At 40.9% G+C, this 12,258-nt stretch carries 12 protein-coding genes; 7 read left to right on the forward strand and 5 right to left on the reverse strand.

The annotated features are described in order from the left end of the window. Window positions 1–100: 100 nt before the first annotated feature. Window positions 101–964 (forward strand): polyamine aminopropyltransferase, encoded by an 864-nt coding sequence (speE, locus tag PTET_RS14720; protein WP_013466096.1) that lies wholly within the window; start codon window positions 101–103, stop codon window positions 962–964. A 139-nt stretch (window positions 965–1,103) separates the two neighbouring features. Then, window positions 1,104–3,146, forward strand: a complete 2,043-nt coding sequence (locus tag PTET_RS14725) for a glycoside hydrolase family 97 protein (protein WP_096038827.1) — start codon at window positions 1,104–1,106, stop codon at window positions 3,144–3,146. Between the two features lie 41 nt (window positions 3,147–3,187). Here PTET_RS14725 and envZ read toward each other — a convergent pair whose 3' ends face one another. Beyond that, window positions 3,188–4,501 (reverse strand): two-component system sensor histidine kinase EnvZ, encoded by a 1,314-nt coding sequence (gene envZ / locus PTET_RS14730; RefSeq protein WP_016899331.1) that lies wholly within the window; start codon window positions 4,499–4,501, stop codon window positions 3,188–3,190. Window positions 4,502–4,506: 5 nt separating this feature from the next. Beyond that, window positions 4,507–5,226 carry an osmolarity response regulator transcription factor OmpR gene (gene ompR / locus PTET_RS14735; protein WP_016899332.1) on the reverse strand — a complete coding sequence of 240 codons (720 nt, stop codon included), beginning with the start codon at window positions 5,224–5,226 and terminating at the stop codon, window positions 4,507–4,509. Window positions 5,227–5,409: 183 nt separating this feature from the next. Between ompR and greB the strand changes: the two genes are divergently transcribed. The 4 genes from greB (at window position 5,410) to PTET_RS14755 (ending at window position 9,440) form a co-directional block, all read left to right on the forward strand. After that, entirely contained in the window at window positions 5,410–5,883 is a 474-nt protein-coding gene (gene greB, locus PTET_RS14740) for a transcription elongation factor GreB (protein ID WP_024602196.1), read from the forward strand. A gap of 124 nt (window positions 5,884–6,007) precedes the next feature. Further along, window positions 6,008–6,313: a hypothetical protein gene (locus tag PTET_RS14745; protein ID WP_013466113.1), complete on the forward strand. Its 306-nt coding sequence runs from the start codon at window positions 6,008–6,010 to the stop codon at window positions 6,311–6,313. Between the two features lie 55 nt (window positions 6,314–6,368). Beyond that, complete coding sequence (locus PTET_RS14750; RefSeq protein ID WP_013466114.1) at window positions 6,369–6,947, forward strand: CBS domain-containing protein; 579 nt, start codon at window positions 6,369–6,371, stop codon at window positions 6,945–6,947. Window positions 6,948–7,115: 168 nt separating this feature from the next. Further along, window positions 7,116–9,440 carry a Tex family protein gene (locus PTET_RS14755; RefSeq protein WP_096038828.1) on the forward strand — a complete coding sequence of 775 codons (2,325 nt, stop codon included), beginning with the start codon at window positions 7,116–7,118 and terminating at the stop codon, window positions 9,438–9,440. Window positions 9,441–9,501: 61 nt separating this feature from the next. Here PTET_RS14755 and PTET_RS14760 read toward each other — a convergent pair whose 3' ends face one another. From PTET_RS14760 to bioH, 3 genes are all read right to left on the reverse strand, one after another. Beyond that, the gene (locus PTET_RS14760; protein WP_096038829.1) at window positions 9,502–10,359 is read right to left on the reverse strand and encodes a putative metalloprotease CJM1_0395 family protein; all 858 of its coding nucleotides are present in this window, start codon (window positions 10,357–10,359) and stop codon (window positions 9,502–9,504) included. Between the two features lie 6 nt (window positions 10,360–10,365). Beyond that, window positions 10,366–10,674 (reverse strand): hypothetical protein, encoded by a 309-nt coding sequence (locus PTET_RS14765; protein ID WP_008112879.1) that lies wholly within the window; start codon window positions 10,672–10,674, stop codon window positions 10,366–10,368. Between the two features lie 92 nt (window positions 10,675–10,766). Further along, complete coding sequence (gene bioH / locus PTET_RS14770; protein WP_036957092.1) at window positions 10,767–11,504, reverse strand: pimeloyl-ACP methyl ester esterase BioH; 738 nt, start codon at window positions 11,502–11,504, stop codon at window positions 10,767–10,769. Between the two features lie 74 nt (window positions 11,505–11,578). Here bioH and PTET_RS14775 point away from each other — a divergent pair, with 74 nt between their 5' ends. Further along, window positions 11,579–12,256: a ComF family protein gene (locus PTET_RS14775; protein ID WP_090495185.1), complete on the forward strand. Its 678-nt coding sequence runs from the start codon at window positions 11,579–11,581 to the stop codon at window positions 12,254–12,256. Window positions 12,257–12,258 lie beyond the last annotated feature (2 nt).

Genomic DNA, 12,258 nt, shown 5'->3' on the forward strand with positions numbered 1-12,258 from the left:
TTTATTCGCTAAAGAGAGTAAAATTTGATTGAGCAATAGGCCAAGCACTGGCAGAATTGCCTCCTTTTTTTCATACTCAACCAAAAGTGTAACAACAACTATGGCAAATTTAGATCAAAGTAAGTGGTTTACTGAAATTAGCGACCGCGATGGCAGCGCATTTTCATTACGTATTAACAAAAAGTTAGATGAAAAACAGTCTCCTTTTCAAAAAGTAGAAATGTTTGAAACCACAGACTTTGGTAATTTAATGATCATTGATGGTTGTACTATGGTAAGTAGCCGTGAAAACTTTTTTTACCACGAAATGATCAGCCACCCAGCATTACTGGCGCATCCAAACCCAAAAAACGTAGTTATTATTGGTGGCGGCGATTGCGGTACGTTACGTGAAGTGCTCAAGCACCCAAGCGTAGAAACTGTAACTCAAATAGATATTGACGAAGTGGTTACCCAAATGTCGTTAAAGTACTTCCCAGAGTTATGTGAATCAAATAATGACCCACGTGCTACTGTGATGTTTGACGATGGCATTAAATACATGCGCGAAGCAGCTGGTGAGTCTATTGATGTAGTGATTGTTGATGGTACTGATCCGGTAGGCCCAGGTGAAGGTTTATTTAACCATGCGTTTTATACTAGCTGTTTAAACGCACTTCGCCCTGGTGGAATACTGGTACAACAAAGTGAATCGCCATTAATGCATATGCCACTGTTGGTTGAAATGCGCGAAGCTATGCTAAGTGTTGGTTTTAACGATTTACAAACACTCCCATTCCCACAACCTATTTACCCAAGTGGGTTATGGTCAGTGACGCTAGCTCGCAAATCTGAGGCATTTAATGGCTTTAGAGAAGACGGCGCAGCAACAATTGCACAGCATAGTGAATACTACAATGGCGGCATTCATCACGGTGCACTCGCAACACCTAATTACATGAAACGCGCTTTTGATAAAAAATAATAAGTTATAAATATAAAACAGGGCTCGCTAGAGCCCTTTTTTATGTGTTTAATTACACTGAATACGTTTGCAGTCATCTCGTAATAACCCCACCTTCACTTTATGCTCATAGTCTACAATTTGACATAAAGGACACACAATGAGATTACCTTTACTGCTAGTTGCTTTACTTTCAAGCAGCGCTTTTGCAAAAGAAGCCATGCTGGAATCGCCTGATCAAAAAATTAAAATCACCATATCTGATCAATCTTCATCTCCTTACTATTCTATTAGCTTTAACGGTAAACCTGTTATTACGCAGTCACATTTAGGTTTTAGATTTAAAAGCCAAGCGCCATTTGATGAAGGTTTTGTTATTAGTGAAGTAACTCGCTCACAAACAGATAGTCAATGGCAGCAACCTTGGGGAGAGCGTCAAACCGTTGTCGACAAGCACAATGAAATTGCCGTTACCTTTAATAAACCCGCACCCCACGGTGGCACATACACAGTGCGATTTAAAGCCTTTGATAGCGGTGTGGGATTTCGCTATGAAGTCCCTAAACAAGCCGGTTTTGAAAAAACAGAAATTACTAAAGAGCTGACCGAGTTTGCCATCGCCGGTGCCGATAAAGCCACCGCATGGTGGATACCTGCTCGCGGTTGGAATCGTTACGAATATGTCTACAACACCACAGCCTTACAAGATGCTGCACTCGCTCACACCCCTTTTACCTTTAAAAATGGTAACGGTGTACATGTCAGTATTCATGAAGCAGCCCTAGTCGATTATGCGGGCATGGTGCTTAACCAACGTCGCCCAGGCACTTTTAGCGCCGATTTAACGCCATGGTCAGATGGTATAGCAGTCAAAAAGCACGGTGAATTTAATACACCTTGGCGCACCATTCAAATTGGCGAACATGCGGTAGACTTAGTTAATTCAGATATTATTTTAAATCTAAATGAGCCAAATAAGCTCGGTGATGTGTCCTGGGTTAAACCAGGCAAATACGTAGGTATTTGGTGGGGCATGCACATCAATGAGAATACTTGGGGTAGTGGCGAAAAACACGGTGCTACCACAAAAAATACTAAATACTACATGGACTTTGCCGCAAAATACGGCTTTGATGGTGTATTAGTTGAAGGTTGGAACACTGGTTGGGATGGCGACTGGTTTTTTAATGGCGATGTATTTAGCTTTACCCAAGCATATGATGACTTTGATATTGAGGAGCTTACCCGCTACGGTAAGCAAAAAGGGGTGCAGTTAATTGGCCACCATGAAACTTCAGGTAACGTAACAAATTATCGTAATCAAATGGAAGACGCTTTTGCGCTTTACGAGCAATCAAATGTAAGCCAAATTAAAACCGGTTATGTGGCCGATGGTGGCAATATTAAACGCATTGATGAAAACGGCATTGCCCGTTTTGAGTGGCATGACGGCCAATTTATGGTTAATGAGTACTTATACAACGTTAAGCTAGCTGCAAAACATAAAATAAGTATTAATACTCATGAGCCAATAAAAGACACCGGCCTTCGCCGTACTTACCCTAATTGGATTGCTCGTGAAGGCGCTCGCGGCCAAGAATTTAACGCATGGGGCACGCCACCCAATCCACCAGAGCACATTCCAATGCTTGCTTTTACGCGTATGCTGGCAGGCCCAATGGACTTTACGCCAGGTATTTTTGATATGAGCTTTAATGGCTTAGGTGGCGATACAAATCGCCCGCAAACAACACTTGCAAAGCAATTAGCACTTTATGTTGTAATGTACAGCCCAATTCAAATGGCGGCTGATTTACCTAAAAATTATTTAGCTAAGCCCGATGCTTTTCAATTTATTCAAGACGTACCGACCGATTGGCAACAAAGTATTGCGCTTGATGGAGAAGTAGGCGACTTTATTGTATTTGCACGAAAAGAACGTAAACGCGATCATTACACTGGTAATGACTGGTACTTAGGCGCTGTAACTGATGAAAACGCCCGCACCATTGAGGTTAAACTCGACTTCTTAGATAAAGATAAACAGTTTGAAGCGCAAATCTACAAAGATGGTGATAAGGCAGAGTGGAAGAACAACCCTTACGATTTAAAAATCGAAAAACGCACTGTTACCGCAAATGATAAACTCACACTAAAATTGGCCACCAGTGGTGGTACAGCCATTCGTTTTAAAGCACTATAAAATGGTTAAAGCTATCCGCATATAACGGCGGATAGCTTTATTTAGTTTTGATTAACCACTTTAACCGGTAAATATATTTGCGCACTTAAACCACCTTCAGGGCGATTAGAGAGCACAACCTTGCCATTATGCATGTCTATAATGCGTTTAATAATAGCTAAGCCTAAACCACTGCCTTCACTGCCTCGTGCAGCGTCACCTTGCTTAAATGGTTCGAACACTGATTCTAATTCACTCTCAGGAATACCTGGGCCATTATCGTTAACCGCAATAATGACGTACTTTTTATTGCTATTAAAATAACTTTGCACCTCAATATCCCCTTGCGAGTAACGCAGTGCATTTTCAATCATATTCGTCACTACTCGCTTAATAGCCACTGAGCTTATGGGAATATTACCTAGGTTAGGATTGCTTTCAAACGTAATAACACGCTGATGCTTTAATTCACTTTGTACGACTTCGGCTACTAACGCATTGATATCTTCATAGCTTTGTTCTTCACGTTTATGATGGCGTAAGTATTCAATAAACTGATCAATAATGCCATTCATATCTTCAATATCGTAAATAATACCTTCGCGTAAATAATCATCTTCATCAACCATCATTTCTGTGGCTAACCGAATACGGGTAAGCGGTGTGCGTAAGTCGTGAGAGACACCGGCCATGAGTAATCGACGATCATTTTCAAGGGCTGCTATACCTCGCGACATTTGGTTAAAAGCGCGCGTTACCTCAATAACTTCGCTTGAGCCTTGTTCTTGTAACTTAGTACTAAAATCACCAACGCCTACTTTTATTGCCGCTTGTTGCAGTGCTTTTAATGGTCGGTTCAAATGCCTTGCAAATAACCACCCGCCTAATACACTTAAAAAGCCTATACTGGATAAGTAAAAAGTTAAAAATTCAAGATTACTTTCTTTAAATCCGGTTAAGGGGACTTTAACCCAATAGCCCGGTGCTTGCGGGGCTTCCACCCAATAAATAAGTGGATCGGTTTGACTAATGCGTACCCGAGAAAACCCATTCAACTGCTCTGACATACTTCGCGATAGCCCTGAATACTCACGACTTTGCCCTAAGCCATTGCGCATCGCTTCACGCTGAGTCATCACCTCAATACCGGTTATTGCAAAAAACTTTTCTGAAACTTCATCGGTTACTTCAACACCATCTTCCCAGTCAATAAATACAGTTTTAATTTGCTTAGCAAGCATCAAATTAACTTGCTCAATAGTGGGTTTAACAACATATAAACTTACTGTGACGTAGGATACAATTTGGTTAATCAGCAACAAAGCTGCTACTAAAAAAACAGTTTGCCCAAACGCACTACGTGGAAACATCCCCATAATTATTACTTTTCACCATCAGGAACAAACACATAACCTAATCCCCATACAGTTTGAATATAACGCGGGTTAGCCGCATCCACTTCAATCATACGGCGAAGGCGTGACACTTGCACATCAATACTACGCTCTAGCGCACTGTAATCACGACCTCTTGCCAAGTTCATTAATTTATCACGACTTAACGGCTCTCGAGGGTGAGATACCAACGCTTTTAATACGGCAAATTCACCACTTGTGAGCGATACGGTATTATCCCCCTCGCTCATTTCTCGTGTGGCTAAATTTAAAGTAAATTTACCAAACTCAATTAAATTCTCTTCTGCTGAAGGTGCCCCTGGCACTTCTTTTGATTGGCGACGTAAAATTGCTTTTATGCGGGCAAGTAACTCACGTGGATTAAACGGTTTAGGAATATAATCGTCAGCACCGAGCTCCAAACCAATAATGCGGTCTACTTCATCACCTTTAGCGGTCAACATCACAATTGGGATTTGGTTTTCTTTTTGACGTAACCGTCTGCAAATAGAGAGCCCGTCTTCTCCGGGCAGCATTAAATCAAGCACCATTAAGTGAAAGTTTTCACGCTCAATAAGCCTATCCATTTGCTGTGAATCTGCGGCTGTTCTAACAATAAATCCTTGCTCTACTAAATAGCGCTCAAGCAAACTGCGCAAACGTTTATCGTCATCAACCACTAATACTTTTACTGTCTCTTGTCCCATAATCTGTTGCTTATTTTTATAATTTATTAATAGTTAATATAAATGAAAAACTTAATAATAAAAAACTAATTAAGTGCTTAGATTGTTACTGAACATTTCAAACCCATTGGTGGCTATTTTATCTCGACAAGCTGCCTTTATTTTAATACCGTGCCACACATGAAAATTAAACAAGAACACGGCGTGAAAACAAACTTAATTACTCGCGAAGGTTATTTACAACTTCAGCAAGAACATGACCATCTTTGGAATGTAAAACGCCCAGAAGTCACTAAAATTGTGAGTTGGGCTGCAAGCCTTGGTGACCGCTCTGAAAATGCAGACTATCAGTATAACAAGCGTCTATTACGCCAAATAGACCGCCGAGTGCGCTATCTACGTAAGCGCATCCCCGATTTAAAAATTGTTGATTACTCACCCGTGCAAGACGGCAAAGTTTTTTTTGGTGCTTGGGTTGAAATAGAAAACGAGGCTGGGGAGTGTAAGAAGTTTAGAATTGTCGGTCCCGATGAAATTTATGATCGCAACGATTACATTTCTATTGACTCACCGATGGCGCGAGCATTATTAAAAAAACAAGTAGACGATGATTTTGAGGTCATGACCCCTCAAGGTGCTAAGCAATGGTATGTAAATAATATTTCCTACCAAAAATAAAACGGCTTAGTTTTGATTCAGATCATATTAACTTTTTATTGTTTATATTATCTGAGTAAGCTATAACTAAAGTAACTCAAGTTATGATGTATTAATTTGAGAGTAGTTAATTAAGGTCGTCACTATGTCAAACATTACAGCGCGCATATTACAACATGCCCTATTGTTTACACTCTTTATGAGTGTAAGTTTGACATTGCATGCAACACCCAAAAATACGCAAATTGATGCTGGTTTTACACCTGCAGAATTTATTGTTTGCGACTCTCCTGACCAAGCAAACCTCGACACCGATATAGATTCTCATGTCGGTGTTATTGCGCTTAGAGAAATTCAACCACTTCCTTTAGCGTTTTACTTTCATTATGAAAGCAGCCTTTTAGTCACACCTTACAGCCATGCACACCCGCGAGCGCCACCCGTTATTTAGTTTAATAACTTGCTTTTAAACATTATTAAATTTTATAACTAATTAGGTGGATATTATGTCTAACTTTAAAGAACTCCGTACCCAAGATATTTCGCATGGCACTATTGCGAATACATTTACTAATGAAGCTGTCATTGATTTAACTTCACCTGCTACACAAGTGGTGACTAGTTTTACTGATACAAGCCCGATGCGTGCATCGTTTGATACAACAATTGAACAAGCGTCAAAACAGTTAACGACTCAACGCTCTGATTTTATTTTGGTAACTGATGAGCAGCAAAAGCTAGTAGGTATAGTGGCGAGTGCTGATTTACAAAGCTCAAAAATCATGATTTTAGCACAGCGTTTAGGCTTGCCTCGTAGTGAAATTAGCTTGCGCTATTTAATGACACCGCTAAGTAATTTAATGGGTGTAAGTATGAAAAGCTTAAGCTACTCATGCATTGGTGATGCACTGCAAACTATGGAACATCATGGCGCTATGTTTTTATTAGTCACTGCGGCTAATAATGAAATAAGTGGTTTAATTTCAGCACGCGATATAGCACGTAAGCTGCAAATTCCTGTTCATATTAGTCCAATAGCGCACACATTTAGTGAAGTACTCGAAAGTATAGAGCACCCTCACTAAATCAGCTTTTTATTAGTATAGTTCCAACCCCAGTAATGGCATCTTAAAGCAAGTAAAATAGCTTGCTTTAAGAGCTTTTTATTACCTTCCCCTGTGATATTATTCAAGACATTGACGCATCAGTTAACTTCTTAGCTGGTCTTATTTTTTGTATTAAAAGGTTTTTGCATGAGCGATATCTCTGCACGTTTAGCAACTGAGCTAAATGCACAGCAGCAACAAGTGGTTGCAGCAACAAAGTTACTTGATGAAGGCGCAACCGTCCCCTTTATTGCCCGTTACAGAAAAGAAGTGACCGGTGGATTAGATGACACCCAACTACGCCTTCTAGAACAACGTTTGTCTTATTTACGTGAACTTGAAGAACGTCGTGGCTTTATTCTATCGACGATAGAATCTCAAAATAAGCTTACTGGGGAATTAGCAGCCGATATAAAAGCAGCGCAAAGTAAAACCGAGCTTGAAGATTTATACTTGCCTTATAAGGCAAAGCGTCGCACTAAAGGTCAAATCGCTATTGAGGCCGGTTTAGAACCTCTTGCTAATGCCTTATTTAACGACCCAATGCTCGACCCAGAAGCTGAAGCTGCTCACTATATTAATGCCGATAAAGCCATTATTGATACAAAATCAGCCCTTGATGGTGCCAAATTTATTCTAATGGAGCGTTTTGCTGAAGACGCTAAATTACTCGCTAAGCTTAGAAGCCATATTAGTCAAAATGGGGCGATTGAGAGTAAGTTAATTGATGGGCAAGAACAAGCAGGTGCTAAATACAGAGACTACTTTGAGCATCAAGAACCGTTAAAAAAAGTGCCCTCGCACCGTGCGTTAGCCATGCTAAGAGCACGAAATGAAGGCATTTTACAGTTAACGATTAATCCTGAGCCAAGTGCTGAAAATCCAGCCCAGTTATGTGCCCAAATGATCAGTGATCATTACCGCCTAGATATTAAAAACAAACCTGCTAGTGCATGGTTATTAACTGTGGTGCAGTGGGCATGGAAAATTAAGCTTGGGCTACACTTAGAAAACGAGTTTTTAGCCGCAATGCGTGAAAAAGCCGAAACCGGTGCCATTGACGTATTTGCTAAAAATTTAAAAGATTTATTAATGGCAGCGCCTGCAGGCCCTCGCACAACACTTGGTTTAGATCCTGGCTTGCGTACTGGTTGTAAAATTGCGGTAGTCGATAGCACAGGAAAACTGCTCGCTACACAAACAATCTTCCCACATGCACCGCAAAATCATTGGGATAAATCACTGCGTACGCTCGAGCAATTATGTCGCCAACATAAAGTTGAGCTTATTGCGATTGGTAACGGCACTGCTTCTCGCGAATCAGATAAACTGGTTGGCGAACTTATCAAAGCCAATGCCGAGCTTAAACTGAATAAAATTATGGTCAGTGAAGCCGGCGCTTCGGTGTATTCTGCGTCTGAATTTGCCGCTAATGAGTTCCCAGATTTAGATGTATCTTTACGCGGTGCAGTATCTATTGCACGTCGCCTCCAAGATCCATTAGCTGAGCTAGTTAAAATAGAGCCTAAGTCTATCGGTGTAGGCCAATATCAACACGATGTATCACAAAGCCAACTTGGGCAAAGCCTAATTTCTGTAGTAGAAGACTGTGTAAACAGTGTGGGGGTTGATTTAAATATGGCCTCAGTGCCTTTGCTTGCACGTGTTTCTGGCTTAAACAAAACGTTGGCTCAAAACATTGTAAACTACCGTGACACGAATGGGTCATTTACAAAACGTAGTCAGTTGAAAAAAGTAGAACGCTTAGGGCCAAAAGCATTCGAACAAGCGGCCGGGTTTTTACGCATTAATAATGGCAGCGATCCGCTAGATAACTCATCAGTTCACCCTGAAGCATACCCAATCGTTAAGCGTATTTGTGAACATAATCAGGTAGACGTAAATAACTTAATTGGTAACAGTGAATTTTTAAGTAAACTCGCTGCAAACGACTATATTGACGATAAATTTGGCTTACCAACCGTGACTGACATTATTAGCGAGCTTGATAAACCAGGTCGCGATCCACGTCCTGAATTCAAAACCGCGGAGTTTAAAGCCGGTGTTGAAAAAATTAGTGACCTTAAGCCTGGTATGATTTTAGAAGGTGTGGTTTCTAACGTTGCTAATTTTGGTGCATTTGTTGATGTGGGTGTTCATCAAGATGGACTCGTACATATTTCAGCTATTACTAACAAGTTTATTTCAGACCCACGCGAAGTGGTTAAAGCAGGTGACATTGTTAAAGTAAAAGTGGTTGAAGTCGATGCTGCCCGTAAACGCATTAGTTTTACTATGCGCCTAGATGACGACATAGACACCAGCAATAAAGCAGCAGCTGCGGCACCGCAAAAGCCTCGCAGCAATAATACCAACCAAGCACGAGCGCCTAAACCTAAACGCGATACAGGCAATGCGATGATGGGGAGTGCCTTTGCTGACGCCTTTGCTAACGCAAAAGTGAAAAAGTAATTTAAACGATATATTTAAAAATAAAAAAACCGCCTAGGCGGTTTTTTTTATTTTTAATCAGCTAAATTTGCGCTGAAAATTCGCTCTGAATCGCGGGTGATGTCGCCAGTTGATAAAAGCTAGCAATGCGTCCTGCACGCGCTTCAACTTCAATATCACGCGATTGTTCTTCGCTTTTAGCGGTTTTTACTTCTGAACTTTCACTATTAGAAAACGACTCACTGACTCTGCTTTTATCTTCGCTGCTGTCTTCGTCATCAGCTGAAGCTAACTCAGCTTGTGCGGCAGCCATTTTCTGTGTGGCGTCTGCCGCAATCGCTCTGTCGGCACCTGAGGGTTCTGCTGGTGCTAGTGCAGCAGCACGTACCGTTTGCATTTTATCGATGGTTGCTTGCGGATCGCCATTGATAACCCCAACATCAATCGGTACTTCACCACCTACGGCATAATTAGTGCCATCGGGGCCTATTTGGTATTCGTAACTGGGTGAACCGGCATATTGTCCACCAACAGCCGCATGCGCTTGCTCGTGGGTTCGCACTTCGGTATCGCGAGCTTTGAGCTCTTTAATTTGTTGCTGTTCTTGCTCAAGTTGAAGCTCTTCTTGCTCACTAACTTCTTCGGCAGCTTGCTGTTTTTCTTGCTCGGCATCATCTTGATCACTATCAGCATTGCCTTCGCGTTGTTCAATAGTTTTGTTGTCTGCAATTTTGCCGCTTGCAGTATAAGTTGAACTATCGCTGTTACCAGGTAGTTTGGCTTTTTCTGCATCACTTTGAGCTTTGTTTTCAGTACTACCGGCGGTGTTTGCAGCGGCTGGGGGAATGACTTCACGTAACTGATTGTCACGCCGAGCAGTCTCCGTATAAACATTTGCAGTGTTTATATTGATAGACGGAAACGGCGTGACGATATTCATGAGGAATTACACTTTAATATCAACTAAAGTGCCTAGTACATCATCTGCAGTTTGAATTGATTGCGTGTTAGCCTTGGCATTAAACTCTTCAACTTTTAAGTTTACTAATGCATCATCAATTCGTGCAGGTTGGGATACCGGCGCGGTTACGGCTTCTTCAGGGCGAGCAGCCGTTAATTGACGTTGCTGCGCTAATTGAGAATCATCTTGCTGCTCTATGCTGGCACGGTTAATCTCAGCGCTGGCCTTTTCAATACCTTGGCTGGCTCTATTAAACCCTTCAACACCGCTATTAAATACAGATCCAATCGGCATAATAATAAACCTCCAGCAAATAAATATTGTTTAATTATCGCTCAAAAATCACGCAAAATAAAGCTTTAAACCGCTGTATTCATGGCTTTGCTTCAAAGCATTGATTTAACGGCAGATAAAAATTCGTTTTTATGAGAAATAAATGGCGCATGTGATGCTTTGTCTATCACTTCGTACTCAAAGTCAGAATTAAGTGCGACCATTTTTTCAATTGCTCGATAAGGAACGAGAGAGTCTAAACGCCCAAAAATTCCACTAATCGCGACGGGACAGTGAGAAAATAATTCACGTAAGTCTTCACTTTGCAGTATATCTAACCCCACACTTAATGCTTGATTACTCGGCGGCGGTGACTGACTCAATAGTTGTTTTAGCTGTTTTACATCATCTCGCGCCGACTCACTGCCCATCGCTTGAATCGCCAAAAAGCGCTCTATCGTTTTTGAACGCTCTTGCAATAGCTGTTCTTTAAACTGTGTGAGCACTTTAGGTTTAATACCTTCCCAGGGCAATTGCTCTACAAAAAAAGGAGTAGAGGCAACTAAAATAACTTTTGACACTTTTTCTGGCCAATGTTTGGCAATATAAATGGCAAACAAACCGCCTAAAGACCATCCCATCAAAACAGATTTTGGTTTTAATTGCTGACTCACCAACTGAGCTGCATCATGTAAAGTATACGGATCCAAAGAGACATCATGATCACCGTAACCAGGTAAGTCTAAACAACGTACCTTACCAGAATATAAAAATTCTAATTCTGGTTTTATTAACTGCCACACGCCTTGGTTCATTCCCCAACCATGCAACAACACACATTCATTTTGCATATTTGCCTAACCTTAACCAAACTTAAATCTATGATAGCGTTTTAGGGGGAGTTTGTAATGAGGAGAATCAGCGAATGAAACTTAGCCTAACTGATTGGCTGTTTCCCTCGTATTGCGTGTTGTGCCAGAATCAGATACACAGCTCAATGGGACTATGTCAGTTTTGTTTAGATGACCTGCCTTTGCTAGATTTGGCTGAGTATGACAATTTATTTTACCGCCCAGATATTGTAGAAATGTTTCCTAACTGCAGCTTTGAGAAACTATTTGCCTGTGCTTTTTATCAACCCCCTTTTGATTTATGGCTAAAACAACTCAAATTTAATAATCAAATTCATTACAAAAAAGCACTACAGCAAGTCATCAAAAAACAACTTACTATTTTTACTAATAAACAGCATTTAGCTGCTGCTGTATTTATTATTTTACCTTTGCACAAGTCGCGTTTTTTTAGTCGAGGATTTAATCAGGTTACCCAAGTATGGCAGCCTTGTTTGTCATCCTTTAAGGTCTTGAATAATGTTTTAATACGCAATAAAAACACCTCGGCACAGTCACAACTGAGCAAAACAAAGCGGATAAAAAATTTACAGCAGGCTTTTTCATGTACTGCCAATTTAGAGGGTAAAACGGTGGTCATTATTGATGATATTATGACCACAGGTGCAACACTCAATGCAGCCACCTTGTCGCTAAAAGAAGCGGGCGCTAAACAAGTCTGGGCATTTACGACCTGTTTAACGCCACTTTAGAT

It is taken from the genome of Pseudoalteromonas tetraodonis (assembly GCF_002310835.1).
GTDB lineage: Bacteria > Pseudomonadota > Gammaproteobacteria > Enterobacterales > Alteromonadaceae > Pseudoalteromonas > Pseudoalteromonas tetraodonis.

What these genes read in the sequence shown, in the direction of transcription:
- envZ (WP_016899331.1), bottom strand. Translation starts at nt 4,501, where the DNA reads ATGGGGATGTTTCCACGTAGTGCGTTTGGGCAAACTGTTTTTTTAGTA.
- PTET_RS14760 (WP_096038829.1), bottom strand. Translation starts at nt 10,359, where the DNA reads ATGAATATCGTCACGCCGTTTCCGTCTATCAATATAAACACTGCAAAT.
- PTET_RS14765 (WP_008112879.1), bottom strand. Translation starts at nt 10,674, where the DNA reads ATGCCGATTGGATCTGTATTTAATAGCGGTGTTGAAGGGTTTAATAGA.
- PTET_RS14775 (WP_090495185.1), top strand. Translation starts at nt 11,579, where the DNA reads ATGAAACTTAGCCTAACTGATTGGCTGTTTCCCTCGTATTGCGTGTTG.
- ompR (WP_016899332.1), bottom strand. Translation starts at nt 5,226, where the DNA reads ATGGGACAAGAGACAGTAAAAGTATTAGTGGTTGATGACGATAAACGT.
- bioH (WP_036957092.1), bottom strand. Translation starts at nt 11,504, where the DNA reads ATGCAAAATGAATGTGTGTTGTTGCATGGTTGGGGAATGAACCAAGGC.
- speE (WP_013466096.1), top strand. Translation starts at nt 101, where the DNA reads ATGGCAAATTTAGATCAAAGTAAGTGGTTTACTGAAATTAGCGACCGC.
- PTET_RS14750 (WP_013466114.1), top strand. Translation starts at nt 6,369, where the DNA reads ATGTCTAACTTTAAAGAACTCCGTACCCAAGATATTTCGCATGGCACT.
- PTET_RS14755 (WP_096038828.1), top strand. Translation starts at nt 7,116, where the DNA reads ATGAGCGATATCTCTGCACGTTTAGCAACTGAGCTAAATGCACAGCAG.
- PTET_RS14725 (WP_096038827.1), top strand. Translation starts at nt 1,104, where the DNA reads ATGAGATTACCTTTACTGCTAGTTGCTTTACTTTCAAGCAGCGCTTTT.
- PTET_RS14745 (WP_013466113.1), top strand. Translation starts at nt 6,008, where the DNA reads ATGTCAAACATTACAGCGCGCATATTACAACATGCCCTATTGTTTACA.